Here is a 22,360-nt window from a genome sequence, read left to right as displayed (position 1 = left end):
CGAGGCCCGCTCAGCGGCGGAGGAACAATGAAATGAGATTTCATTGAGCGAATAATTATGTAAATTTTAAAGAAAGAAACACGGATCGTCAAGTAAAAATTACTTCTTTGCGGCATATTTAACCATAATAGATTTATTCAATATTTCAACTGTGCGCGGAAGATGCTATTTGCATTTTTAAGCAGTACTTCAGAAGCATCTTTCCTTTGACACACGAAAGAGCCGAAAAGGGATAAAAAGCATGTTGCAGATCGTCGCAAGATGGGATGAGCTTTATCCTTGGGCGAATATTAAGGGGAAAATCGTGTTTTTTCTCTTAACCAATTGATTAGCTATTGAAAACATCGCATAAGTGTCGTAAATTGACATTGAGCGCGAGGTGCAAGATGGGAACCGAAAGTTTGGAAACACGCTTGATGAAACGTATCGACCGCAAGCGCGGCGACGTCTTTCTGCGTGCCGATTTTAAAGACCTGGGCGGCTATGACCAGGTGGGTCGTGCTTCGGGAACTTGTGAAGAAGGGTAAGCTTATGAAAATAGGCCAAGGGCTTTACACGCGCGCCGTGCCATCGCCCTTCGACGGTACACCGACGCCGGTCAAGGGGCTCTATTCATTGACGGCCGAGGCGCTTAGCCGGTTGGGAGTCAAAAGCGCCCCAACGCGCTTTGAAAAAGCCTATAATGCCGGGAAAACAACCCAAGTCCCGGCAGGCCGTGTGATCGCCACCCGGAAGAGGGTACGCCGCAAAATCGGTTATAAAGGTGTTTTTATGAGTTTCGAACGTGCTTGAGCGGAAACTTATTGAGCGGGTTGCTGGCGCGTTTTTGAGCGACGAACGCCTGGTCGAGAAGGATTGGCATGTCGTTCAAGCCATACGTGTGATTTCGTCCCTCGATGATGCTGCGGCGATACCCGTTTTTTCAGGCGGTACGTCGTTATCGAAGGGCTGGGGGCATATCAAGCGCTTTTCAGAAGATATCGACTTCAAGGTCTCCATGCCCGCCGACGCGAGTAACGCTATACAGCGAAAACAGCGTAGCGGTTACCGCGAGCAGGTTTTATCAGCCCTGGCTGCTGCCGATTTTAATTTGATCGCTGTTAAAAAAGGTAATGAAAGCCGCTTTTTCTCGGCCGACTTGGCCTATCACAGTCATTTCCAAACAGGTCCGGGCCTGAGGCCTTATATACGTATAGAAATGTCTTTCTTTGCGCCGGCGTTGCAACCCATAAGACGACCTATTCGGTCCATGATCGCACAGTTTGAAAAAATGCCTCCCGAAATTCTGAGTTTCCCCTGCGTTGACCCAATAGAAACAGCCGCTGACAAATTAAGCGCCTTGGCTTGGCGCGTATGTACCCGCAAACGAGGGGCGGAAAATGACGATCCAGCCGTCATCCGTCACCTGTACGACCTGGCGGCTCTTGAAAGCCATATCGGAAACGCGCCGGAATTCGTAAGGCTGGTTCGGCAAATCGCGGAAAATGACGCCAGCCGGGGAGGAGGGGAGGCGCCTCAGGACCCGGCCGAGCGCCTTACCGCCATGCTTGAAAATTTGCACCATGACAGGGAGTGGGCGAACGAATATGAAACCTTTGTGTTGCATGTGTCGTTTGCCGGTCCTGACGAGATTATTACGTTCGTGGACGCTTGGCAGCCACAGAAAGGCTGGTGGAGTCGGTTTTTGCCGAATGATTTAATAGGGGTTTGAACCACACACTCGAGCAAACACATTTAGATTATTGAGTAATTGTTAAGCCATCAGGGAGTTTGGTAGAAGTGAGTATCATTATCCACCATTCACCTTCTCGCGCAATTTTCCTGAGCACTTGAACGTCACTACACTCCGCGCCGGTAAAATTAAATCTTCACCTGTAGCCGGGTTTCTGCCTTTCCGTGGATGTTTTTTATTGACACAGAATTTACCAAAACCTGAAACCAACACATCATCACCTGATTCCAAAGCGGACTTTATCAGTTCGATCAAAGATTCAACAGCTTGAATGGCCTTATTTTTCGGCAACCCGGGGTCATTATAGATACGCTCAACGATATCGTTTTTCGTTAGTGCCACAGGAGGAACTCCGTTTTATTGATGGTGAAAATGATTGGCAGGATATGTCCAAGTTGGCAAAGATTTCATTTGGTGTCAACTCTGGAGAAACTGGGCCTATCCATCGACCAGCTCACCGACTCATTTTTCATTCTCATTGGTGCGGGCCTCATGCTCCTTCAACTCGCCGCCGGTTTCTATGCGCTCACTATAAATCTGGCCGATCGCTTCATTTAGAGCCGCCTGAACCATGTTAGCCTTGTTTTCGAATGGATGCTTCTCCATAAACCGTACCGATACCGTGAACCGTCCCTTCTTTGATCGCCAACTCCACTGGCTGAAAGTCTCATTGTGATCCGAATTTTGGGTTCCGACCTGTCTGCTTTGATTGCGGATATCCCGAACGGTTTTTTTGTCATCGGATGCCATCTTCAGAATTTCAATCTGCTTTCCAGGCTCCGTCTCCCGGGATGCCTGGATCTGAACCTCTTTGGAAAGTTCAGACGTCTGAACCTTCTTTTTGGCTTCATCGGAGAGTCGCTCCAGGCCCAGGACCTGACTGACATAGCTTTTTGATTTATTTATCAGTTTTGCGATTTCATGTTGTGTGAACCCGTAGGTCTGAACCAATCGCCGAATGGCTGCGGCCTCTTCCAGGGGCGGGATATCTTCCCGCTGGATGTTGGCAATAAACTGCATGAGAAAGCGGGTTTTGTCATCGGGTTGTTTAATGATACAGGGAAGCGTGTCGAGACCGGCGATCTTGGCGGCCAGATAACGCCGCTCTCCACTGATGATCAGGAAACCATCTTCATTTTCAGAAAATTGGACCGTTATCGGATCGATGATGCCGCCGATCTCGCGGATGGATCGGGCAAGGGACTCAAGGGTTTCCTGAACAAAGGTTTTTCTGGGTTGGTTCGGGTCCGGCTGGATACGCTGGATTTCAATCCACCTTGCCTCCCGGAGCGGGCGGGTATCTAAACGATCGCCCCTATTTGCAGCTGTATCCAATGTCGAAGGGACCAGGAAAAGAGATCGGTCCCGGGCATCTTGAGAGAAATCCTTAGCCATACATGACCCTCCTGCCAAGCTTGCGAAACTCCTCGGCATGCTCGCTTTTGGGATAAAGCATGGTAACAGGTGTGCCCAAGGTGACGGCTTCCACATACACAACGGCGTCTTTCAGCACTTGATCAAACACCCGGCTGCCCAGGTGGTTCTGGATCATGGCCTTGAAATCCTGTTCGATACGTCGGCGGCCATCGTATCTATTGATCAGGTAACCCAAAATCTCAAGCCGGGGATTGGCCCGCTTTTTTACCTTGTCGATCAACCCGTGGACATACCCCGTGCCCTTGACACTGTAATCCTGGGCCTCCAAAGGGATGATCAGATCTTGAACAGCGGTCAATACCGACCAGGTGGCCAGTCCTAAATTGGGAGGAGAATCAATAATGACCACATCGTATTGACCATTGATCTCATCAAGCCTGTCGGCAAGATAATAATGAGCGTCCCGCTCGGATTGAAGTTCGCTCTCCAGTTTGGCCAGACTCAAATTGGAAGGGAGGATCTTGATGTTGGCATATTGGGTCCGATGAATTGCCGCTTCGATGGATACGCCATCATCCCGGATCACATCCGTGACCACCAACGGCAGGTTGTGAATATCGGGCAAAAAGGAGGAACTTAAAGATCCTTGCTGGTCCATGTCCACCAGGAGCACATTCAGATTCATCTCGGCCAGGGCTCCGGCCAGACATAGGGTGATGGTGGTTTTGCCCACACCGCCCTTATTATTGCAGATACCGATCTTTTTCATGGAGGATTCCTTTTTGAGCGAGCCATATTTAAACCGCTTTGGAGATAATGTCCGGGTACTCCACCTTCAACCTGGACGGTTTGACCAGTTCGGTCTTTCCCTTGTACCGGCCATTGATGCCGAATAGAAAGAAGATACGTCTGTTCAAATTGAGTACATCTTCCGGGCGCACGGCCGCTTCCTCCGAACAGCGCATGGTGATACCGCCCCCCAACTGAAGAAAAGGATCGTATTTCTTTCGAGTACCCGAGGACTCGCTGACATACCTGGCTGTCAAGGGGTCGTTGACGCGCATGAATATCTTGGTATTCAGGTTGTCCAGGATCTTGCGGGCCATCTGATCGCCGATAGCTGCGGTAATATCAGCCAGCGATTGGGTGAACACGCTCACCATGGCGCCGGCGCCGCCGGCCTTGTTGAATAGATCCTCGATGCCCATGTAGCAGGCGTTGGAAAATTCATCGATATAGATGGATAGGGGAGGATCAATCTTTTGACCCGACGCAAAACGCCGGCCGATAAAACTTTGGATCATGGAGATCAGAATCCGAGCCATCATGTCGCTGACCTTGCCGGAAAGCATGCTGCCGGTCTGAACCACCAGGATGACCCGTTTTCCATTTTCCAGGCTTTTCACGAAGCGATTTGAACGGGCTTTGCCGATAATCCTGCCCATATTTCCAATGGATAAAGCCGTCAGCACCGTGCGAAGAGAGGAGGTAACCTTTCCGAAAAACTCTTCCTTGGCCTGAAGAATTTTGTTGGCAATATGAACGATCTCCCGTGTACTGGGATCTTCGATTTTGGTCAGGGCGCTCATCAGGGCCTCTATCTCTTCAGCCCCGCATCGTCTGCTGATTTCCGCGAAATTGATGGGCAACTCTGGATCTACCTTCGCCTTTAATGCCAACAGGCTTAAAACGATCATGAGTGTCGTTTCATAGGCTACATTATGAAAATAGGCATCCTTGGCCTGGACGCCTGCGACCACATGATTGACGATTTCTTCCGGACTGAAATAATAGGCCAGGGGGTTGATCGTGGCCGAAAATTCGGGGTAGATGGGGTTGATCAGGCACAGTTCTCTTGCTCTATCGTTATCATGCGCAATCTGTACGATTTTGGAAAAAAGCTCCAGATCCCCTTTGGGATCCACTATAACAACACTATAGCCCTTGGCGATGTCCTGTGCGACCATGTTCTCTATCAACTTGGATTTGCCGATGCGGGTAGTGCCGAAGCATCCGATGTGGCCAATCCGGTCTCTGTCCGGTAGGTCGATCCTGCGGATGGCACCTTTTAAATCGTGTATAGGCACACCGTGCCGATCAGGGTGCTACGCTTTCGTGACCAGAGCATTATTCCATCCAAAATCGTTCGGCTTTTTTTCGCTGATACGCCCGGTAAAGGGAAACCAGCCAGATCGTGAAAAATGGGGCCAGTATCGCTCCAGTGAAAATGGCCAGAATTCGAAAGGCGGTGATCAAAAGGTGTTCTTTCATTCTGCTGATGGTCAAAAAAACACCGTGTCCGAAGCCGACATTAATTTTTGCCAATGCACGACCCAAACCATAGGCAACGACATCGTTGTAGTTGTAAAAGGCAATCAACAAAACGAAAATGATGATGGCTTGATGATCAAACTGAACATGCGACCCACCAAAAGTGCATCGACGGCACGCTTGGCAATTTTGCCTATCCGATATCGGCTCAGATAGGAGCAAAGCGTTACCGCGATGATGACGGGCAACAGGTTCAACATCCACAGGAAGGCACGCGATCGAGCCAGCGGGAAGCTGAGGGAAACCAGCTCCATCAGATACTCGCTGTGCGTGAGCGGCATGATGATGGCCAACAGAAGCGCAAACACCATGCCTTCGATAAAGCCGTTGCCAAATCCGATGCTGAAAAAGTTAAGCGATCCGCGAAGGGTGAGAAAATCTTCGGGAATATCGTAATCCGATTTTTCCATGACGGCAAATTGTTGAATCTGCGAAATGGCATCGATGATATTTTTGAAATAGGTGCGCGTGCCGGCACTAGCGTTACTGCCAATGGGAATCGCGTTAATATTTTCGTCTTTGGGCATGTCGCAACCTTAAAGCACACGAACAGGGTTGGGGATTCAATAGGGCCAGTAGACCACTATCCACTGCCTTAAATAAGGGATAGCGACGGCAACGGCCATTGTGATGAAGGCAATGATGATATTCCGGTCGATGACCGCATAGATTATCCCCGCAAGAAAAAAAATGCCTGTCGCCATCAGGGTTGGATCGAATTCCGGGTATCGCTGCTGGATTTCCATCCGATAGTGGAATCCGGCAATCAGAACCAACAGTGTTATGATACCGATCACGGCTTTTACCCTGGGAAAAATCATGGTTCGCTCTTTTTAATGGGTTTTATGCTTTGCAGACGGCGGCCGTTTTCAGTGACGAGGAGCTTGCTTTTCGATTTCTCACTTTCTTGGCAGTGGTGCGAGTAGAGGTAGATTTTAGCGGGCAAGCCCGCATCGAACCGCATTATGTATTTGCCGCTTTTCAATATGCGTCTGGATTGAATAAAATCGATGACGGCTTGGGGCTGCATGGGTTCGAGATATTTATCTTGCCGTTGACGGTTCAACGCCCGGGCAACGGTGTCGAGGCTATAGTATGCATTTCCGTTGTACCGGAAGGCTGAGGCCTGATTTACGTCCAATTTAACCTTCAACTCCGAAAAACGTTTTCATCAAACCATGCCTCATTCTCATCCTCTAAGATTCCTTCCTTTGGTTTCGAATCGGAATTAATTGTCCGGTCTTCCATGTTTGTATTGCTGTCGGATCCGCCGCCCACCACCCCCTTTTGTGAGTCATCGGAATTGTCATCCTCAGTTTGACCATTACCTGTGATACCTTCATTGGGATCACGCCAGAGGGGTGCCAGGTCCACAATGGATACGGTGCGGACGTTCGAAGAACGGGATCTCTTTTTCTTTGAGAAAAATTCAAACATATCGTTGTGGTATTTTAAGTCTCTGTTGGAGTGTTCATCGAATCCTGATTATTCTTCTTTTTCATGGATTTGTAGGTGCGTGAGGGACGATAGTCGATGCCCACCATAGATCCGATGAGTTGCAGATGGTCCTCGAGACCGAAAATGATTTTATAGTATTCATCCATGTAACGGGTGAAATCCTCGATGGTAATCGATCGCATCAATTCATCCCTCAATCTGCTGATGATGATGTCCCCCTGGCGGGTGATATCGGCCATCATGTAAGTGTCCGATGTATTGGCCATGATGACCCGGGATCGCGGGTGTTTTGCCATTTCGATGAAAAAATCTCTACCTTTCGTCGGTCCGTTGCTGGGGCTTTTTTGTGTCTCCGTCATTGTCCACTCCTTTTCCTCAAGAATAAAATTGAAGGTATTCTCCTGCCAGGGATTGGCGAATCTCCTTGGAAAAAAACAAGCTCCACCTGAATCGAGGTGCAGTTGTTCGAATCCAGGATTTGATGCCCGGCAGGCGCCGATAGCATTTGAACCGGTACTTGGGAAATTTGCTTGATAGAACGAACTCTGGAAGACTTTTGGACCTGCGCGATAGATGAATCCGGACATTTTCACCATCCATCCGAACCCGCTTTACATGAAATAAATGGGTTTTCCCAAGCGAGTAGTTTTCGCGTTTGATTGCATCCCTGGTATCCAATCTACCTGTTTCCCCCTTCAAACTGATTTTGTAGTGAGTATGGTGTACTTCGGTGATGGTTCCGGGTACGATTTTACGTTCGAGGGGTTTCCATTTAAGATATGACTCCAGCGACTCCTGTCCCCCCATAAGATTTTCTAATATGGGCCGGGTCATCTGTTTGATTTGGGGTGGCAGACGCCTCAGCGGTACCGAAATCGGGATGTCCTTTGAATCGCAGGAATCAATATGCCCATTGAACCGTGCAATCCATCTTCGATGAACAACAGGATCGAAGAGAATGCAAGCGCTTTGGGTGTCGAAATTGACAATACAATCCCGTACCTGAAAATACTGGATGATGGCCGTTTCGATGGCCTGGTAGGCAGCGCCTTCCGTGATTTCATTCAGGTTTATTGATGATTGCTCCATGGACTCGACGATCCCGTATTTTTATAAATGTCCTGGTAAAGTATTCATCGCTTGTATTCCATCCCATCAAACAGGTATTCTCCTGACCGTGGGTCGTAATCGTGTGCGTGACGCCATTTGCTGATCCGATCCACACGCCTGCCAATGGACCACTGTCCTCGGACGATGAGAAGTTATTTGATACAGAAGAATCCGACGACCCTCCGCAACCGAGCAGGCCAAGGAGACAAGGGATCATCAGTAAATTGAATAGTTCCTATTTATCATCGTCATATCTGTCTTTATGGAAGATGTTTGCTTTTAGAGATGAAAATGCAGGATTTGTAACCACATCATCATCAAACTCCTTGTCCATATCCAGGGCCGTGGAATGGACGATTTTTTCATTTTTCTTTTCTCCTCGTGGCTTATATCGGTTGGATAATAACCGATACAGGCAAACCAGGATAAAAAGCATCCCAAAGAACAATAATAGTAGAAAATATGTTTCATCGTCCATTCTCGACCTCCGTAACTATTTATTATGGATTTTGATTCCCCTTGGATTTTATGTGGTTGGGCAGATTACATGCCCATATCATCCCAGTCCTTGAGATGTTCGTCCATGTTATTAATGTTTTTATCGAAATCCTTAAGACCATTCTTCATCTTATCCACAGTCTCGTTAGCCATATCCTTGATGTGATTGCGGCTATATTCATTAATGGCTGATTTCATATATCTGTAGTCATCGGCTGTCATGGAACTGATTTCATTTTGTAGAGCTTCTCTTGCCGTTTCATTATTAGTAGCATTGGCAGTCACATCCATAAGTCGTTGGGTGATAACGTTACGGGCAAATTCGTTCACATCCCGTTTGGTGAACGAGGCACCTACGTTTCCTGAAGCGCCTATAAATTTACTTAAGCCACCACCAATAGAACCTCCCATTGCAGAAGCCACCTGATCAACATAGCTTTGATTTGCAGATACAAAATTGGAAGAAACAGCCTTAGCAATTTGAGGAATCACTTCGGCCCGTTGTGACGCTTCCGTAAGATCGATCCCCCTGATCATCGAGTCGAGACCCTGGCTCAGACGAGACAGCACATAAGGGGTCCCGAACCCGTTGAATCGCTCACCCAATGACATCCGATCCAATACGTGACCATCGGAAGACCCCAAGCTGACGGGTGTCCCGTCAGCCGTAAAACCTTCGGCTTGCTGATAAACGCCGGATTGTCCGTAAACCCGTCCCGATGTAATCGTCACGGTATCCCCTGATGATGGATTGGTCAGGGCATAAGGACTGGCCGGCGTAATGGGCCGCTCGAAGTATCGACCGAAATTATGGAAGCCAGCGCCGGTCGATACGTTGATATTGGATGGAACAATGCCGCCGCTTTTCGGATCATAGGCCATTTTAAAACTCACCTGGGAGCCTTGGAGCATGCCTGGCGTAAAATGATGACCATGAGAACCAAAATAGGTTGCCAGGGCGGCGGCTTCATCCGCGTTTGGAGAAACGTCCATATGGGTAGCCGTCTGAAGATAGCCTTTTACATTCGGGTCTTCATTCAATCGATTGAGAAGATCACGGTTTCCCGGACTGACGGCCCCATTCTGGAGAATATCCGTTGCCGCAATGTTTGCCATGATGGAATGGGCGCTGTGGCGGGCCGTGTCAGTGTAGGCTGCCTGATATACACCCTGAGTGCCGACAGCGCGGTTGGCGTCCAGGGTCCCGCGCTGTTGCGTTCCCTGAATGGTTCCCACTTGGGCCTGCCTTTCACTTAGATCACCATCTTTTCCCAAGGCTTTCAAGGCAGAATCGCTTCTGATCATTTCCGTACTGGTCCGGTCGTAGTGCTCTTCCATGCCAAGACGCTCGGCCGTCACCGCCGACGCCAAGCCGCTTGCCACCTGGCTCTCCTGCATCAGTTCGCGGGCATCCTGGGCGTTCATGTCCCTGATCCCGGACTGTTTGTCGACGGCGGAATATCTGGCGGACCCATCGAGTGTGCGGTTGGTGGTTTCCCGGCCCTTATGTGCGGCCGCGGCCGTAAACGATCCGTCACTGTCGTCGATCAAAATTTCGCTTCCCGATATGTTACCGGCGTAAGCGAGATTGGAGAGGCGGACCATCTCATGATAGCCCTGGTTGCGGTGTGTCTCAACCGGAACCGGCGATTTGGCATAGGACTCCAGGGCACTTGCCTGCCCGCTCGGATCGTTTATCTGGGTTGCCGCCTCGCGGCCCAAATGACCGAAGTTCATCGTATTGGCAAAGTGGGCCAGGGCAGCGCCGCCGAACTTGGCGATCACCCCAGAAATTACACCGGCCAGGATCATCGTGGCGGCACGTGTCTTGCCGAACATCAGCATGGACTGGTGGCTATGGCTCTCCATCATGGCAATGGATTTAAAGCTCAGCCCGTTGCGACGAATTTCATCGAAGAAGTTGATGGTATGATCCATGGCATAGCTGTGGACCAAGGCATCACAGACTTCCCAGGCTGTCAGAAAACAGAAAAAACCGATGATGAGACCGCCGACCCGGCCGATAAGCGGTGTCGGCAATAAAATGACCAGAAAGGGCACCAGGCCCAGATAGATGGCGGTCATCACCTCCTTGATCAGCGGCAGCCATCGATCCGTGGAAATGGCTTCACCTGTAAGGGCCGTGCCGATTTTATAATCCCCGAGAGCGGCGATATCGGCATTCAGGGCCGCGTTCCAGAGTTCACGGGCGATCAGCAGGTTGCGGGTAACTTCCGATGGGGCCACGTTGCCCTGGGTGATGTAGGATAGAAATTGTGTGGTGCGCTGCATGCAGCGCTCGATCTGATCCTCACCGATCATTCCCGTGCTGTTATGATAGCCGGCCTCCGCGCATTTGGTTTGCCAGAAATTCATGTTCTCATCCGAGACGTCGGTAATGGCGTTCAAGTCACCGACAATTTGATCATAGGCGTCGGCACAACTCATGGTCGTACCGGTGGGACTATCACTATTGAAATACACCGTGAATACCGAAGGGCTGCGGGCTGCCTCCAAAAGCTCGGTCAGATCCGAACTGGTGGCGAACATATTGACATTCAGATCGCTTTGCGGCCGCAGGATTTCAAAAGCGACGCAATCCTCGCAATAACGCCGCAAGGACGCATTGATGTAGCGTCCGTTTCCATTTTGGGTAGAGATATCGATCTCTCGATTATAGACCTGGCGAACGATATTGTAGACATCCCCGTTGGCGTTTTCCCGGTAGTCGTAGACTTCCGGATCGGCGGATGTCCATATGATGTCGGTCATGGTGCGGGTAAAGCTGTTTTGCATGCCGGCTAAAAGCACCACGCCCTCGGGAACATCGGCCACTTCCTGATGAACATTCAAAAGCTCGTCATACACCACCATGGATGTTGTGGGGCGGATCAAGGCGATATAGACGATGGCTCCGGTTAAAATGGTAAACGCCATGTAGATGAAACCCAGGGCGCTGCCATTTCGAAAATAACCGATGGCGCCCCAGCCCAACCAGAAGGTGAGGGCCACCACCATGAAGGCAACGAAAAGCCCCTCATAGGAATTGTCCGAGAAACTCAAGGCGATCCGGTTCAAGGCGTTGTGAATACTGTGGAACCCCCCATAGGTGACATACTCCCTGAATGTATCCGGAATGTCTGCAATGGCATAACCTGGAGCGAGCAAAATCAACAGGGTGAGAATTATCCAGAATCGTTTCATTTGCGGATTCCCGTTTGGTCGAAAGAAGTACGATTCAACCGATCACTTCGGGCCTGGATCAACCGTTCCTGCTGCAGATCGTTGGTGATCCGCTGCAGCGAGGCTGAATAGGCTTGTTCGAGATAACCATACATGCTGTCCAAACGGCCCAGTATGGTTTCGATATAACCGGCCGGTTGTTCCACAAGCTGCTGCACGCATCTGCCGCCGGCATCCGGACCCAGTTGATTGTGGGCGATGCGCATGGCATCGTGATAGAGTTTATAGGTGTTGAACAAAAGCGATTTGCTCATCTGGTAGGCGTAGGAGAGGGCACCCACGTAGGCGAGACGGCCGGAGATCTCTTCCACGTCATTCAAATCCCCGACCGCCTTGATGTCATTTAATACAAGCATATACACCGGCGACGGCATGCTTTCGATGAAGGCTTGTGCCGCCGGCGATAGATCCGTTTTCGTGCCGATGGACGTGATGACCTCGCGTATCATGCATACGCCCAATCGTATAAAGAGTCATAGTTCACGCCGTCGATATGAACGTGATCCAGCTGACTGCACGCGCCGCCGGCATCCCGGGTGATCAGGTCCCCGTAGACCAGCGCATCCACATCCCCGGGATCGTTGTAGCATGGACCGATCATGAAATAGCGGCCACTGTCGATCAGCACATCCCCCACAAAAGCCGACATGATCCGGGTCTGGGATTCGGGGATATTGTTTTCCACGGCAACGTTGGCGAGCAGTGAACCGTCTTTGAAAAATACGCGCCGCATTTCTTCGGGGCAGCCTGAGGTCATGTCGCTTACCGTCACCCCGGCATCCTGCATGACCTGTTCGGTGTTTGAGCTGTTGTAATCGTCCTGAGCGCCCTGATAAAAATCGTTGATACCGCTTTCGATCAGGAATTTTTGAAGTGCCTCGGATTGATCCTCTCCCGACGAGGTGCTCTTCAGATAGGCTGACACGCCCTTGGCGGCCTGGCAGTCATCGATCTGCAATTGATTGAGCCGATCCACCAGCGCCTCCAACGATTTCATGGATTTTTGAATGGGCTCGGAAAGCACCGACATGGCGATATCGTAAACAAAGGTCGCCACACCACCTTCCGCAATGCGCTCCAGCTTCTCCATCAGATATTCCGCATCCAGGTAGGAAAAACTACCCAGGAACATGTCGATGCCGCCGCAGCCGGCCCGAAAGCGAGGCGGCGCGAAACTGACCAGGTAGTCCTTTTCGTTTTTAAAGCGAAGGGACAGGCTCCCGGCCGAGGCGTAGCCCCGCTTCTGGCTCTCGAACATATTGGGTCCGTTGGCGGTGGCCTGTTGGATCCAATTGTCGATCCAATCATCGGCAAAGCAGGCGCCGGTTGCCGTCAGAATAAAGACGATGCTGATCAGGAAGTGTTTATGCATGGCTATCTCCCGGTTATTTTACGGCTTCGTGAAAGGCCATGGGATAAAACGCCGTTGGATCGGCGCGGCGCTCCATGAGGCGGATCAGCTGGTAAACACGTGTGGTGAGTTGATCCAACGAGATCACGCCCGAAGAGAGGATTCTCGATTGTTGGGTGCTGCGAGAAACCAAAAGCAATGTCGGGGTTATTTCGACATGGAATTTGGCCGCCAAACCCGGGTTTTCGGTGATATCGATCCGCCTTACGGTCCAGCTGTTCAGATGTTCGAAGTGATCCAGAATTTCCTCTTGTGCCGTGCAATATCCGCATCCGGCTTGATGAAAGGCGATGATGGCATATCGTTCCTTGAATTCTGCAAGCGTTGTTTGGATGTCTTTATTGCGCTGCTGGACGTATACGCCGCGGCCGGGCTGTGAATAGGGATATCGGGACTCCCCGGTCAACCACGGGTTCTGCATGGCCACATAGCCGGCCACATTGGCCATCAGGCGGCTTTTCTTTTTGGCCACGTCCGTGGCTTCCAGAAACCGCAGCACATTCTCTTCGGTTGGACGATGAACCGCATGTTTGAGCCTCGCGTCGATCACCACTTGAAATCGGTCCGGGTGCAACTCGAACAGTTCGTCATAGGTGTATTGATCGGGCCTGGCATCTTGTCCGGTATTGCCAATCATCGGTTTATCCTCAACCGGAACGTCTTGTTGCTCGTAAACTGGCAGGTCAGGGTCTTCATACCAAAAGTAACCTCTTTGGCGATCCTCCCAGAACGTGTCTGCAGCCCATGCGGGTGCTGCGATGAGAAGCAGGCTAAAAAAGAGGAGAAAGCACCGTCTCGATGTCGCTGATCGATTTAAGCCCGAAGTATCGTGAGTCATAGCTGTTATCCCTGTCACCAATCAGAAAAACCATGCCAGGCGGCACCTTGCCGGTGAATCGAAATGGCGCGATATTTTTGCCGGTTTTGCATTGACCCAAATACTTGCCATTGCAGTAGTAGTTCATATCCTCGCCTACCAATAGATCTCCCGGCAGGCAACCGACGCGCTTGACAATGCTGCACGGGTTGCAGCCCACACTCGGCTCGAACAAGGGAAGACGGACGTAATCGCCTATCTGGAGGGCCTTCCGATCGATCTCCCAAAACAGATGGTATTTGACGCTGTCAGTCTTGGTCATGGTCAGGCGGTCCGGTATGGCCATGCCGATGGCAAGCGATAAACAGAGCAGCGCCAGGCAGCATGAAAATTTGGCGTTCAGCTTCGGTTTATTCAATTTTGGCCACCCGATTTGCCGCCATTTTCAATTCGTCCCGGCCGGACTCCCGATAAAACAATGTCAATGCCTGATGCAGGGAGTCCGCCCCATAAACGAGCAACCAGTCATCGTGTGAGGTCATGGGATCGGGATCAAAAACCACGGCCGGTACCCGGTCCACGTGATAGCGATCGAAAATTTTCTCGCCGACGATGATCTTTGCCCTGACCACACCATCTCCGTTGTTACTGGACTGGTCTTTTTGTAAAAACGTATACAGGAAATTCTTCGGGAACGCCCTGAACACAAGGCGTAGCGTGTCGCTTCCAAGGGTATCGATGTCGGCGGCAAAGGACCTGAGAACGGCAAGGGGGATCGACCGGGACACGAAAATATAAATTCGGGATTTTGTATCGACATGGGGATCTGCATTTTCAGGCGCCGCCGCTTGGATGAGTCCGTTTCTTATTTGCTCATTGATGGCGTTGATGGAAACATTCTTTTCTTCAATTTTTTGTTGCACCTTGTGATGCAGCGTTTTTTCATTTCGTTTAACGGCCTGTTCAGCCCGCTGGAAATAGGGGCTTTTTTCAATCCCATTGACCATTCCTTCAATATTCTGCCCACTTGAAAGAAGGCTTGAAATGGCGATCAATGATATTGCCAAGGCGATTGATTTCATATTCACCTGCGATCAGCTGGCACAGCAAATACGCAGCCGCCATAGAAGCCATGCGAAATTATCCCCGCCCAGACCGACACGATTCAGGCCCTCGGACCAAAACAGTGGATCCATGCCGATGGGGATTTTAAAGGGGTATTCATTGGGACGTATGGGTTGCAGCTTGAAATAGCTTTTTATCCAGATGGGCATCGAAATGGCGTAGCAGTATACGGATGCCGCATCCATCAACAAACCACGGCGACCCATATGGGCGATGGTTCGAGCGGCGAGACCGACATTACCCGTGGTGTATTCGTCTTGGTTAAAATGGCCGTTCATGTTAAACAGGGTTCCCCATGCGCCCAAACACCAGTAAAGCGCATCGATGGGTATACCGAACTGAGCCGCTGCCGCATCGGCCATGCAGGTTTCGACCATGGGATAGGTGGCGAACAGCGAAGCTTCCGGCCACCACATAGAGCCGTAGATACCCTGCCATTCACTGTCGGTTTCCGATATGTATTCCATACCGTTGTCGGAAGACTCCCAACACATGTCGTCGAATTCATCGATCATGGCATCGAGCATGGGATGCGTGAGATAGTGAACTTGCGCGAAAACAGTGGCCCCTTCCGTGTTGGAATGATCGGCGTGGGTCCCGCCGAGAAACACTTCATCCATGAAACCTACATCGGATGATTGGCTGAGTAGCAGGGATTGGGAGGCGGTTGGCGAACAATACGGGTCCTTCACCGTTTCGATCACCCTGTGAGGCTCCCAGAATGCGATCAACATGCCTTGTCGACACCACTCACCGTAACAGCATTCACAGGCGCCGATCACCTCGAATTCGTAGTCGAATCCGCCCGGGTTCCATTCCTGCTCGATACACGCCCCACCTGCCAGCAAGGGCAGGCTGAGAATCAAAATCAAACTAATGGACAGGTGTGGATGTAACCGCAAGGACTGCTCCTTTCTGTTGGATGATGGTGGGTACGGTTTCGATCCCGAATCGTTGGGCCACCTGGGGATGTAATCGATAAACACGCCGATTGAATCGTCGGGATACGGCGGCAAGGTCGCCTTGGGTAATCACGATCCGCGTCATGGGATCGGCGGCGCTCTCTACATGATCGACCCAGTCAAGCTGATCCGGTTCACTTCCATCGATGACGATCATGGTGCGAAACCGGCGATTCGTTAGAGGGTTGTAGCGATACCCTTTCGGGTAGACGATAGTTCCTTCGGCATCGGTGATATCCCAGGGAACCGTGTAGGTTAGATCCAGAAATTGTTCCACTTCAACCGACGCGGTCCGCAGTGTCATGGGGGTGGGGGACTTGTCTCGTTGCGCCTGACTATTTCTTGAAAACGCGACACTTTTTTCAATGATCGGGTATACCGGTCCCACACGGCCCAGGTTTTTGGCCTGGAGATCGCCTTCGTTCATGAAAAGGCAAAGTATCAGGACGCCGATTTCAATAACGCCTTTGACCGGCGAGCTTTTGAATCGCTTCATGATATGGATATCCTTCCCCTAAAAGGGCGTTGATGCGGGCATTGTCCTGGGGATCGGAAGTAAAGGCATAGTAGGCCACCGGATCGAGGGACAACCGTGCCACACCGGTTCCGTTGGGTGTTTCCATCAAGAACTCGGAGTATTTGGGCTTCACCAGACGCACCGAGTTTAGAATGGCGCCCATGAATTCGCCATATTCGATGATTTTCTCTTCGATTGCCTGGGGATAGTCTCTGGATTGCAAGTAGAATTTGTAGGCCGAGTTGGAATTGATCACCCGGCCGACCTTGCCGAAATTGACGATGTCCAAGGGCGATTGCAACACGGTGATGAAGGATCCGAAATATTTGCGCGCCAGTCGGTACCCGGACTCGATGACCATGGCGATGAAGCTGTCCTTGCTGACCCACTGGGCCGTCTCCTCGAAGACGATCACACGCGGGCGCATACGATCGGAAAGATAGAGATTCTGGGTGATGTAGTGGATGATCTGCATGCAAACCACCCGAAACAGTGAATCCATGTCTTTCAGCGAGTCGACCTCGAGGACCACGAACTCATCGCTGCCGATGTTCAAGGTGGCGGGTCCGGCAAACCACTTGCCATAAGGACCTTGGTGGTGAAATCTTTCAGATTGAATCCCAGCTCGGCGGCAATGGAATCGATGTCCTTGATTTTGGACAGATCGATATCGGATTCCATGCGCTTGGACACTTCCGTGAAACGGTTCAGGAACTGGTAGATCGCATCGATACCGGCATCGTTCCCCTCCATTTCCCAGGCCATGCGCGCCGTGTTTTTCAAGATGGTCATTTGGGTTTCCGTGGGCATCTGGCCTGTTGCCGAGTAGCACATCTGGTACAGGATCGCCGAAATGGAATCGATGGATTCGTCGATATTCCGGATATGGGTGAACGGGTTGAGCGATACAGTGGAGTTTTCATTAAACTCGATAAAGGTGCCGCCCAATATCTTGGTCAGTTTTTCGTAGCTTCTGCCCAGATCGAAAATCCGGATCAATCCGCCATTGGAATAGATCTCCTTGAGAAGATAGTTCATCAGGTAGGATTTGCCCGCACCGGTCGTTGCGGTGACCACCGCATTGTTGTTGGTGGAACCCTCGTTGAACATGCCGTAGGAGACCACCTGGCCTTTACGCCCCAAAAACAGGGCCGTGGGCTGTCCGGACCCGGTAAAATCCCCTTGTACGGGCAGAAGGCGCAGGGCGGTTTCCGCCGGCATGATCTTGTCGCGCTCCATGAAATCGACATTGGTGCCGATGTTGTAAAGACCCAGTGGCAACGATGCGATTAAAAGCGGCGTCAGGATCCCCATATCCTCCTGGAGCACGAACCCGCCTCCCTGGGAATGCCAGATCCGACTGATCTGGGCGCAGTTGGTATCGATCTCCTCGGTTGAACGGCCGATATTCCAGATGATGGGGATGACGCGCACGAAGGTGTTGCCGCTGATCAATTCCTTGGCCGCCCAACGATACTCGGCTTCCCTTTCGTTTTCTTTCTGACCGCGAACGCCTCTTTTTTCCTGGCGGATCATCAATTCGGTTTTGGAGCGAATGCGTTTGGACAGCCCTTCGAAAACAATGTTAACGGTAACCCAGAACGGGCAGGTAATCTGATTGTTGTCATCATTGGCGCCCATGATGCCGCCCATGATGCGATTCATGGTGAGGGGCTCGATTTCTCCTATGGGCCATCCTTTTACGGTCTGGGCCTTTAAAAATTTTGCGTCACACCCGCCGCGTATTTCCACATGGGTGAATTTGGCATCGATCATACCGGCGCGGATAATTTGTTTGCGGATTTCCAGATCCGGGTCATAAGGGGAAAACTGTGGATTGGCCCCGTTGTTGAGAATCTTTGACAAAAGACCGATCAGGCCGCTGGGATCCAGGGGCATGGGATCCAGGCCGGCCCCCTTGAGTGCCTCGGCCACCGAAAGGGCGGCGAATTCGAACTGATCGCTCAGCTGCTCTCCCGGCGGGAACTTGAGGCTCACCAGCAATCGAAAATTTCTCACGGGAATGCTGTTGGTGCTCCTCAGTCCAAACTCGGCTTCGGAGAGATGATGAATCATGTTGTCGGTGAGGGTATCCAAAAATGGATTTTGGCGGCTTTTCAGCGACCGGTAATGGTCGAAAAGGCCGGTGCAGTCCGGGTCGGCGTACATCATGAACTGGAGAACGCTGCCAAAGGGAATCCCGCTGTGGAGGCACCCTTTCAGGTTCTCGAACACCTTTGCGGAGGCATACACCAGGGGGGTGCATTCCCACACATAGCCAAAGGTGTCATCGGCGCTATGGTAGACGCCGGCTTTCCTGTCCCAGGCCTGATAGGAAGGTAGTCCGACAGCTTGTCACGATTGGCCAGGTTGACAAACCGCTTTGCGTTGAATGCGTCGCCCACACCCAATATTTTATCCAGTAGCAGCATCATCCTACTCGTCGATGATATCCAGGATCCAGCGGGATCTGTCGCTTTCGAAAAAGATATAACGATGGCTGTAAAAGCGATCCTCGCGGTCGTATCCTAAAATTAAAACCCGCATCAATTTGGCGGGAATCCGGACGGGTGTGATGGGACGCCTCACCAGACCGGCGATCTCCTGATACAGTTCGTTTTTGTAAACCTGCTCCTGGAGATGTCGGGGTGCTTCCCCGGTTTCGTTTGTTTCGGGTCGATCTTTTATTAACGGTGAATCATGCTGTGGATCGATGTCGATGACTGCCGTGTTTTTTGGATCGGCCTTGGATCGTCGGTAGGCGGTATCCATGGGGACACAATCGCCGTTAAACGGATCCGGGCAGTCACTTACCTCATCATAAGGGTTCAGTGTCTGGCAGCCGGTCAGCGACAGGAAGACCGTTAGGATGAGCAATAGCCATATCGTTTTCATTTTATCCTTCCAGCTCCACCTTTGAGGTTTCTTGTTTCTTGATGGCGATATTCACCCCTTCGCTGATCACGATGGTGATATTCTTGGTGGGGTGAACCTCGATGACCGGCAGGCTTTGTTCGGCCAGATCCAGATAGAATTTTTGAAGATCCTGGGCCACATTGACAATGCCCTGGCCGATGCCGGCCTTGGAAAGGGTTCCTGGATCGGTATCCTTGAACTGGCCGGTTCGAACGCCGGTATTGACGCCGTAAGTGAATTCCTGCTGCCCCAGGCTCATGGCGTCTCCCAACCCTTCCAGAAAGCCGGCGACCGCCACCCGGGCGATCTGCTGCCCGAATTTAGCGTAAACATGGCCTTTCATTCCTTCCTTGCCGTCGGTATCGACCACAAATCCCTTGATGGCCTGATCGATCACGGTGCCCCCTTTCTGATTGATGCAGGACAAGGACAACAACCGGGCGTGAACCCGTTCGTCGGCCAGACTACCGTACCCCTCCGCCACAACGAAGCAGCCCTTGGTATTGCTTTTCACGTTGTTGGGCAGCACCGCCAGGTTGTTGACCCGGATCAGCATGGGGATCGGATTGTTCCTGCCCACATCCGTGGCCGGTGCGGTGACGCCATTGAGCAGGTTGGCTTCCATGAAGGATGGCGGCAGGTGAACCTCGATGTCATCGGTTTCCTGCGAACCACCTGCGGTTGAATGAGGATTCGCAAAAACCGCAATCTGTTTAACGGGAGGCTCATTTTTATTGTTGTAGGAGGATTTCCCCTGGATCCGATGTTCCTGGAAATAGTTACTTTCAGGGGCGGCAGCCTTCTGTTTTTGCATTTTTTCGACAACGGGCAGCGGTGTGGTAAACGACAGGTTCTTGGGTGGAACCTTGCCGATGGACTTGTCGCTGGCAGGGGGATTCGAAAGGAAGTCCGGCGTTCCCTTTTTCTCTCCGTACCGCTGTTTTTTTAGGGCCGCCTGGAAGTTCTCGGCGAGCATGTCCCGCACCTCCTTTTTGAAAGCCAATAGCTCGTTTCGCAGTTCTTCGACGTCCGCACGGGTCTTGTTATAGATGGTTTTCTCGAAGGTCCGCTTATCGAATTGTAGCGTGTTTTTCTTGACATCCGCGCGGGTCGGGATCTGCTTGTCTTTGTCCTTGGTGAATTGATAGGCGCTGAACACAACGACAACCAGCACCAAACCGATGGCGATTTTTACCAGCCGGCTTTTGTCCTTGCTTTTTAAGTCGCGAAACAGCTCGATGAGTTTTTTCATTGGATTCAATCAATCGGATGAATGTTCAACGATAAACAGGCGCATGTATTTGCCGGCGCGCAAGGGCGCTTTGCCGTCTGTAAAATGCGCCAGATCCCTTCCCAGGCAGATGGCCGTTGGATTGCGGGTCAGTTCCGGAACCAGAAAACTGGTTTCGTCTACCGTCATCTCTTTCATGTCCGCCGAAGGTGCGAAGCTCACCAGGTATTCGTTCAGCCGAAGGGGAACGCCATCGATAGTCACGATACGCCTCAGTCGGATCCGTAAATGCTCGATCCCATCGATTTCCTGATCCTTTGAAATCACATTGACGTTTTCGGGAAACGTGTCGGCAAAGGCGTTTCGAATCAGGTCCACAGCGGCCGTTTCCTTGTCCAGCCCGGCGAACTTGAGCTGGTTCTCCCTGGCTTTGCGGCTTTGCGACTCCAGCATGATGACCCTGGCCTTGACACCATTTTTGGGGATGATTTCCAGTGAGAATACATCCCCGCTTTTCGTACCGACGTAAATGACCCCCTGTTTTGCGTTTTTACCCAGGTAACGAAGGCATCGTTACCCTGGTACTCCACTTCCATTTGTAGCCTATGGAGGGCGTTGATGTATTGGATCGGCTCGCTGCAATGGATACGGTTGATGGCCCCCGGCGCCAGCTTGATCGGGGGCAGCGGTTCCGATCTCCCGTAACTGGTTGTCGGTGTTGTGATCTGCTCGGAGGCTTGGGAAAGCACCGGAAACAGTGAGGCGGCTAAAACGATGGCCAAAAATTTGGATAATTGGTTATGCACCATTTTTTTGGGATACTCCCGTAATCCTGAAGGTACCATCATCGATTTCATATTCGATGATGTGGTTTTCGATGGCTTCCTCGATGCGCACGTCATCGGCAAACTTACTTCGCAGGCCGATCAGTTCGATCCGGTCTGTGGTTCCCAATTTTTTAATCGTATTAATTTGAAACGAGGAGCTGATTTTCAGACGAATTACCTCTTCGATGATTTTATCGAGGTCACTTCGCATGGATCTGAATACGCGGGGGGACGCCAGTTTAAGAAAATCGGAAAAGTTCTGCTCTGCGTTGCTCGGCGTATAGTCAAGCAGCAGCTTGATCGAATATCGACTCATCAATTTGAGATAGTCGTCATCTGCATCATTGCCCCTGATCTCGATTTTATGATCCACCATTGGTGGCAGGATCACCACTTTCTGGTTGTTCATCGCGTGGTAGGCCACGAGTGAATTGACAATGGTGACACCCATGGTCAGCACCAGGCAGAACTTGAGGAGCCTGTTTTCGGCCATGGCATTGGCCAATTTATTGCCGTAAATGGATAACTTCATTCGATAAACCTGTTGGCAAAAAAAGCCGGATAATTGACGAACCTGTAAAATCCACTGAAATAGGCAAGATGCCGAATAAAACCCCTGGGGAAATTGCGATTGAGCCAGATGATGAAAAAAATCATTGCCAGGTTGAGCATCAGAACCATCCACTGAAATCGAAAGATCGTGCAAAAGTAGACGGACAGAAGGCACATGATGAACTCATCGCTTTGCAGCCCGACAAACCGGACCTGCTCGTTCAAGTAGCGGGGTATCTGGTATCGCATGGGG

At 51.1% G+C, this 22,360-nt stretch carries 29 protein-coding genes and 1 pseudogene; 3 read left to right on the top strand and 27 right to left on the bottom strand.

What is annotated here, in order from left to right; translation table 11 throughout:
* Positions 1-386: 386 nt before the first annotated feature.
* From JCM12296_RS41535 to JCM12296_RS08285, 3 genes are read left to right on the top strand one after another with little or no spacing between them, the layout of a single operon-like run.
* On the top strand, positions 387-527 hold the full coding sequence (locus JCM12296_RS41535; protein ID WP_218188012.1) for a hypothetical protein: 141 nt from the start codon (positions 387-389) through the stop codon (positions 525-527).
* A 4-nt stretch (positions 528-531) separates the two neighbouring features.
* A complete protein-coding gene (locus JCM12296_RS41530) occupies positions 532-792 on the top strand; it encodes a hypothetical protein (protein WP_218188011.1) in 261 nt (86 codons plus the stop codon).
* Positions 785-1,711 carry a nucleotidyl transferase AbiEii/AbiGii toxin family protein gene (locus JCM12296_RS08285; protein ID WP_054691476.1) on the top strand — a complete coding sequence of 309 codons (927 nt, stop codon included), beginning with the start codon at positions 785-787 and terminating at the stop codon, positions 1,709-1,711. Before JCM12296_RS41530 ends, JCM12296_RS08285 begins: the two co-directional genes overlap by 8 nt.
* A gap of 78 nt (positions 1,712-1,789) precedes the next feature.
* Here JCM12296_RS08285 and JCM12296_RS08280 read toward each other — a convergent pair whose 3' ends face one another.
* The 27 genes and pseudogenes from JCM12296_RS08280 to traL form a co-directional block, all read right to left on the bottom strand.
* Positions 1,790-2,074, bottom strand: coding sequence for an integration host factor subunit alpha (locus JCM12296_RS08280; RefSeq protein WP_054691475.1), 285 nt, complete (start codon positions 2,072-2,074; stop codon positions 1,790-1,792).
* Between the two features lie 120 nt (positions 2,075-2,194).
* Positions 2,195-3,127 carry a ParB/RepB/Spo0J family partition protein gene (locus JCM12296_RS08275; RefSeq protein ID WP_054691474.1) on the bottom strand — a complete coding sequence of 311 codons (933 nt, stop codon included), beginning with the start codon at positions 3,125-3,127 and terminating at the stop codon, positions 2,195-2,197.
* On the bottom strand, positions 3,120-3,878 hold the full coding sequence (locus tag JCM12296_RS08270; protein WP_054691473.1) for a ParA family protein: 759 nt from the start codon (positions 3,876-3,878) through the stop codon (positions 3,120-3,122). Before JCM12296_RS08270 ends, JCM12296_RS08275 begins: the two co-directional genes overlap by 8 nt.
* A 28-nt stretch (positions 3,879-3,906) precedes the next feature.
* Positions 3,907-5,196, bottom strand: a complete 1,290-nt coding sequence (locus JCM12296_RS08265) for a type IV secretory system conjugative DNA transfer family protein (RefSeq protein WP_054691472.1) — start codon at positions 5,194-5,196, stop codon at positions 3,907-3,909.
* 288 nt (positions 5,197-5,484) lie between these two features.
* Positions 5,485-5,967 (bottom strand): hypothetical protein, encoded by a 483-nt coding sequence (locus tag JCM12296_RS08255; protein WP_054691470.1) that lies wholly within the window; start codon positions 5,965-5,967, stop codon positions 5,485-5,487.
* Positions 5,968-6,003: 36 nt separating this feature from the next.
* A complete protein-coding gene (locus tag JCM12296_RS08250; RefSeq protein WP_157067468.1) occupies positions 6,004-6,186 on the bottom strand; it encodes a hypothetical protein in 183 nt (60 codons plus the stop codon).
* 71 nt (positions 6,187-6,257) lie between these two features.
* Positions 6,258-6,581 (bottom strand): hypothetical protein, encoded by a 324-nt coding sequence (locus tag JCM12296_RS08245; RefSeq protein ID WP_157067467.1) that lies wholly within the window; start codon positions 6,579-6,581, stop codon positions 6,258-6,260.
* 8 nt (positions 6,582-6,589) lie between these two features.
* The gene (locus JCM12296_RS08240; RefSeq protein WP_054691467.1) at positions 6,590-6,877 is read right to left on the bottom strand and encodes a hypothetical protein; all 288 of its coding nucleotides are present in this window, start codon (positions 6,875-6,877) and stop codon (positions 6,590-6,592) included.
* 14 nt (positions 6,878-6,891) lie between these two features.
* On the bottom strand, positions 6,892-7,257 hold the full coding sequence (locus tag JCM12296_RS39725) for a hypothetical protein (protein ID WP_054691466.1): 366 nt from the start codon (positions 7,255-7,257) through the stop codon (positions 6,892-6,894).
* 16 nt (positions 7,258-7,273) lie between these two features.
* Positions 7,274-7,987 carry a hypothetical protein gene (locus JCM12296_RS39720; RefSeq protein WP_054691465.1) on the bottom strand — a complete coding sequence of 238 codons (714 nt, stop codon included), beginning with the start codon at positions 7,985-7,987 and terminating at the stop codon, positions 7,274-7,276.
* Positions 7,988-8,243: 256 nt separating this feature from the next.
* Entirely contained in the window at positions 8,244-8,486 is a 243-nt protein-coding gene (locus JCM12296_RS08225) for a hypothetical protein (RefSeq protein WP_054691464.1), read from the bottom strand.
* 65 nt (positions 8,487-8,551) lie between these two features.
* Positions 8,552-11,710: a conjugal transfer protein TraG N-terminal domain-containing protein gene (locus JCM12296_RS08220; RefSeq protein ID WP_054691463.1), complete on the bottom strand. Its 3,159-nt coding sequence runs from the start codon at positions 11,708-11,710 to the stop codon at positions 8,552-8,554.
* Positions 11,707-12,198, bottom strand: a complete 492-nt coding sequence (locus JCM12296_RS08215) for a hypothetical protein (protein ID WP_054691462.1) — start codon at positions 12,196-12,198, stop codon at positions 11,707-11,709. The genes JCM12296_RS08220 and JCM12296_RS08215 overlap by 4 nt, the downstream gene beginning before the upstream one ends.
* Positions 12,195-13,121: a conjugal transfer protein TraH gene (locus JCM12296_RS08210; RefSeq protein WP_054691461.1), complete on the bottom strand. Its 927-nt coding sequence runs from the start codon at positions 13,119-13,121 to the stop codon at positions 12,195-12,197. The genes JCM12296_RS08215 and JCM12296_RS08210 overlap by 4 nt, the downstream gene beginning before the upstream one ends.
* Positions 13,122-13,134: 13 nt before the next feature.
* Positions 13,135-13,998 (bottom strand): conjugal transfer protein TraF, encoded by an 864-nt coding sequence (locus tag JCM12296_RS08205; protein ID WP_083455958.1) that lies wholly within the window; start codon positions 13,996-13,998, stop codon positions 13,135-13,137.
* The gene (locus JCM12296_RS08200; RefSeq protein WP_054691459.1) at positions 13,931-14,395 is read right to left on the bottom strand and encodes a S26 family signal peptidase; all 465 of its coding nucleotides are present in this window, start codon (positions 14,393-14,395) and stop codon (positions 13,931-13,933) included. Before JCM12296_RS08200 ends, JCM12296_RS08205 begins: the two co-directional genes overlap by 68 nt.
* A complete protein-coding gene (locus tag JCM12296_RS08195; RefSeq protein ID WP_157067465.1) occupies positions 14,388-15,059 on the bottom strand; it encodes a TrbC family F-type conjugative pilus assembly protein in 672 nt (223 codons plus the stop codon). Before JCM12296_RS08195 ends, JCM12296_RS08200 begins: the two co-directional genes overlap by 8 nt.
* Before the next feature lie 12 nt (positions 15,060-15,071).
* On the bottom strand, positions 15,072-16,004 hold the full coding sequence (locus tag JCM12296_RS08190; protein ID WP_054691457.1) for a TraU family protein: 933 nt from the start codon (positions 16,002-16,004) through the stop codon (positions 15,072-15,074).
* A complete protein-coding gene (locus JCM12296_RS08185; RefSeq protein WP_054691456.1) occupies positions 15,976-16,560 on the bottom strand; it encodes a hypothetical protein in 585 nt (194 codons plus the stop codon). Before JCM12296_RS08185 ends, JCM12296_RS08190 begins: the two co-directional genes overlap by 29 nt.
* A complete protein-coding gene (locus JCM12296_RS47235) occupies positions 16,520-17,137 on the bottom strand; it encodes a TraG/VirB4 family ATPase (protein ID WP_054691455.1) in 618 nt (205 codons plus the stop codon). Before JCM12296_RS47235 ends, JCM12296_RS08185 begins: the two co-directional genes overlap by 41 nt.
* On the bottom strand, positions 17,134-17,691 hold the full coding sequence (locus JCM12296_RS47230) for a TraG/VirB4 family ATPase (protein WP_281491959.1): 558 nt from the start codon (positions 17,689-17,691) through the stop codon (positions 17,134-17,136). The genes JCM12296_RS47235 and JCM12296_RS47230 overlap by 4 nt, the downstream gene beginning before the upstream one ends.
* 168 nt (positions 17,692-17,859) lie before the next feature.
* Positions 17,860-18,903: pseudogene (locus tag JCM12296_RS51335) on the bottom strand (TraC family protein); the annotation flags it as partial.
* A gap of 114 nt (positions 18,904-19,017) precedes the next feature.
* Complete coding sequence (locus tag JCM12296_RS08170; protein ID WP_054691453.1) at positions 19,018-19,476, bottom strand: TraV family lipoprotein; 459 nt, start codon at positions 19,474-19,476, stop codon at positions 19,018-19,020.
* Position 19,477: 1 nt separating this feature from the next.
* Positions 19,478-20,749, bottom strand: coding sequence for a TraB/VirB10 family protein (locus JCM12296_RS08165; protein ID WP_054691452.1), 1,272 nt, complete (start codon positions 20,747-20,749; stop codon positions 19,478-19,480).
* Positions 20,750-20,758: 9 nt separating this feature from the next.
* A complete protein-coding gene (locus tag JCM12296_RS08160; RefSeq protein ID WP_054691451.1) occupies positions 20,759-21,181 on the bottom strand; it encodes a type-F conjugative transfer system secretin TraK in 423 nt (140 codons plus the stop codon).
* A 345-nt stretch (positions 21,182-21,526) separates the two neighbouring features.
* Positions 21,527-22,087: a TraE/TraK family type IV conjugative transfer system protein gene (locus tag JCM12296_RS08155; protein WP_054691450.1), complete on the bottom strand. Its 561-nt coding sequence runs from the start codon at positions 22,085-22,087 to the stop codon at positions 21,527-21,529.
* Entirely contained in the window at positions 22,084-22,356 is a 273-nt protein-coding gene (gene traL, locus JCM12296_RS08150) for a type IV conjugative transfer system protein TraL (protein ID WP_054691449.1), read from the bottom strand. Before traL ends, JCM12296_RS08155 begins: the two co-directional genes overlap by 4 nt.
* Positions 22,357-22,360 lie beyond the last annotated feature (4 nt).

It is taken from the genome of Desulfosarcina cetonica JCM 12296, from assembly GCF_001311845.1.
GTDB lineage: Bacteria > Desulfobacterota > Desulfobacteria > Desulfobacterales > Desulfosarcinaceae > Desulfosarcina > Desulfosarcina cetonica.
The sequence above is the reverse complement of the archived record's forward strand: the minus strand, read 5'-3'. Positions and strand labels throughout refer to the sequence as shown.

Excerpts from the sequence above, each read along its gene's own strand:
- JCM12296_RS41535 (WP_218188012.1), top strand. The coding sequence starts at position 387 with ATGGGAACCGAAAGTTTGGAAACACGCTTGATGAAACGTATCGACCGC.
- JCM12296_RS41530 (WP_218188011.1), top strand. The coding sequence starts at position 532 with ATGAAAATAGGCCAAGGGCTTTACACGCGCGCCGTGCCATCGCCCTTC.
- JCM12296_RS08275 (WP_054691474.1), bottom strand. The coding sequence starts at position 3,127 with ATGGCTAAGGATTTCTCTCAAGATGCCCGGGACCGATCTCTTTTCCTG.
- JCM12296_RS08270 (WP_054691473.1), bottom strand. The coding sequence starts at position 3,878 with ATGAAAAAGATCGGTATCTGCAATAATAAGGGCGGTGTGGGCAAAACC.
- JCM12296_RS08255 (WP_054691470.1), bottom strand. The coding sequence starts at position 5,967 with ATGCCCAAAGACGAAAATATTAACGCGATTCCCATTGGCAGTAACGCT.
- JCM12296_RS08250 (WP_157067468.1), bottom strand. The coding sequence starts at position 6,186 with ATGGAAATCCAGCAGCGATACCCGGAATTCGATCCAACCCTGATGGCG.
- JCM12296_RS08240 (WP_054691467.1), bottom strand. The coding sequence starts at position 6,877 with ATGTTTGAATTTTTCTCAAAGAAAAAGAGATCCCGTTCTTCGAACGTC.
- JCM12296_RS39725 (WP_054691466.1), bottom strand. The coding sequence starts at position 7,257 with ATGACGGAGACACAAAAAAGCCCCAGCAACGGACCGACGAAAGGTAGA.
- JCM12296_RS39720 (WP_054691465.1), bottom strand. The coding sequence starts at position 7,987 with ATGGAGCAATCATCAATAAACCTGAATGAAATCACGGAAGGCGCTGCC.
- JCM12296_RS08225 (WP_054691464.1), bottom strand. The coding sequence starts at position 8,486 with ATGGACGATGAAACATATTTTCTACTATTATTGTTCTTTGGGATGCTT.
- JCM12296_RS08220 (WP_054691463.1), bottom strand. The coding sequence starts at position 11,710 with ATGAAACGATTCTGGATAATTCTCACCCTGTTGATTTTGCTCGCTCCA.
- JCM12296_RS08215 (WP_054691462.1), bottom strand. The coding sequence starts at position 12,198 with ATGATACGCGAGGTCATCACGTCCATCGGCACGAAAACGGATCTATCG.
- JCM12296_RS08210 (WP_054691461.1), bottom strand. The coding sequence starts at position 13,121 with ATGCATAAACACTTCCTGATCAGCATCGTCTTTATTCTGACGGCAACC.
- JCM12296_RS08205 (WP_083455958.1), bottom strand. The coding sequence starts at position 13,998 with ATGACTCACGATACTTCGGGCTTAAATCGATCAGCGACATCGAGACGG.
- JCM12296_RS08195 (WP_157067465.1), bottom strand. The coding sequence starts at position 15,059 with ATGAAATCAATCGCCTTGGCAATATCATTGATCGCCATTTCAAGCCTT.
- JCM12296_RS08185 (WP_054691456.1), bottom strand. The coding sequence starts at position 16,560 with ATGAAGCGATTCAAAAGCTCGCCGGTCAAAGGCGTTATTGAAATCGGC.
- JCM12296_RS47230 (WP_281491959.1), bottom strand. The coding sequence starts at position 17,691 with ATGTTCAACGAGGGTTCCACCAACAACAATGCGGTGGTCACCGCAACG.
- JCM12296_RS08170 (WP_054691453.1), bottom strand. The coding sequence starts at position 19,476 with ATGAAAACGATATGGCTATTGCTCATCCTAACGGTCTTCCTGTCGCTG.
- JCM12296_RS08165 (WP_054691452.1), bottom strand. The coding sequence starts at position 20,749 with ATGAAAAAACTCATCGAGCTGTTTCGCGACTTAAAAAGCAAGGACAAA.
- JCM12296_RS08160 (WP_054691451.1), bottom strand. The coding sequence starts at position 21,181 with ATGCTGGAGTCGCAAAGCCGCAAAGCCAGGGAGAACCAGCTCAAGTTC.
- JCM12296_RS08155 (WP_054691450.1), bottom strand. The coding sequence starts at position 22,087 with ATGAAGTTATCCATTTACGGCAATAAATTGGCCAATGCCATGGCCGAA.
- traL (WP_054691449.1), bottom strand. The coding sequence starts at position 22,356 with ATGCGATACCAGATACCCCGCTACTTGAACGAGCAGGTCCGGTTTGTC.